Annotated in this window: 1 protein-coding gene and 1 pseudogene; one reads left to right on the top strand and one right to left on the bottom strand. The window is 57.8% G+C overall.

From position 1 onward, the window contains the following. Nucleotides 1-212: pseudogene (locus EN914_RS38855) on the top strand (metallophosphoesterase); the annotation flags it as partial. A 237-nt stretch (nucleotides 213-449) separates the two neighbouring features. On the opposite strand, the gene EN914_RS35785 reads toward EN914_RS38855, so the two are convergent. Next, entirely contained in the window at nucleotides 450-881 is a 432-nt protein-coding gene (locus EN914_RS35785; protein ID WP_013525086.1) for a hypothetical protein, read from the bottom strand. Nucleotides 882-1295 lie beyond the last annotated feature (414 nt).

Raw genomic sequence — 1295 nt, 5'->3', positions numbered from 1 at the left:
ACAAGGAGCTAACTGTCGAGGGCAGTTTCCTGGTTCTTTGCCACTACCCGTTCCGCACCTGGAACCAGATCGGCAAGAAATCAATAAACCTGCACGGCCATTCTCATGGCCGGCTGAAGCCAATGACGCGCCAGCACGATGTCGGCGTTGACGCCTGGGATTTTCGCCCAGTGACTTTTGCTGCCATTCAGGCCAGGCGCCGCCGAGGTTAGCGCAACAGAGGGCCGAGCGATCGACGTCTTCACGTCGTGATGCTAGCCGCAAAGAGAAGCCCAGAATCCTGCCCCTGGGAATGCAGCCTTGCCTGGAAGCACCGCAAGTAGAGCGCCCACCCGTCTGCGTGACAACCTTTGGGTGCCGAACCCCCTCGTCACCACGGCGGAGCGCTGGCGCGTCAATCGTTCATCCACCTCGCTCTGAACGAGCTTCAATCGCCGTCCTTGGCGACCTCAATGCCACATTCTTTCTCTGAGCCACTTGAGAAGCCTGTTCCCTCCGATTGACCGGCGGACTCGAGCGGCAGCCCACTGCCCTCTGAACGTGGTTCCGACATGGCAACTGCAGACGATGTCATGCAATTCCCCGTCGGACAGTTCGAAGAAGCGCTTTGCTTCCCCATAGGTGTCATCCTTCAGGCCTAACGCACGCAGTAGCGGGTCCTCGAAGGCCACTGTAATCGGCGAGCCCTCACCGCGCGCCGCGTCGCGAGCTTCGCGCTTCAAATACTCAGTGCCAGTAAGCGCTCTCAGGCGTCGCTCGGGACTTTGTTCCAGCAACTCTGCCCAGCGCTCGATGCGCTGTTGGCGGGTCATGATCGGGTATGTCGACAGGGGTTCTACATCTGCAATTGTCTGCAGTTGGCTGAGAGTTTTGTGTTCCATCGTCGGCTCCTTTTGATCGAAGTCCCTTCCCCACAAAAATTATCGCGCGCCGACGCGCTGACAAGAGCTGGCAAGGCGGCCTTACCCGACAATGGATTGCGAAATGACGAAAACAGCGCATTGCTCCGCCGGTGCGCGAAACGATATCTCACTCCTAATCAGACCGAAGACGTTCAGAACGTACAGTTCGCCACCCGCCTACGACAACCATTAAATTAGTAACGTCTTATGGAACTTTGGGGCTGGCGTTTCATTTCATCGGCATGGAGGCCACTGTGATCCAAGGTACCGGGACCGGAGCGAACGTGTCGCTGCGCTACTCACTGGTTCTGCCGATATACAACGAAGAACAAGTGCTGCCTCGCCTGGTCGAGCGCATCAGGTTGCTAATCCACCAGCTGGACGGTGAGACCG

Source organism: Mesorhizobium sp. M7A.F.Ca.CA.001.08.2.1 (genome assembly GCF_003998455.1).
In the GTDB taxonomy this organism is placed as follows: Bacteria; Pseudomonadota; Alphaproteobacteria; order Rhizobiales; family Rhizobiaceae; genus Mesorhizobium; species Mesorhizobium ciceri.
The sequence above is the reverse complement of the archived record's forward strand: the minus strand, read 5'-3'. Positions and strand labels throughout refer to the sequence as shown.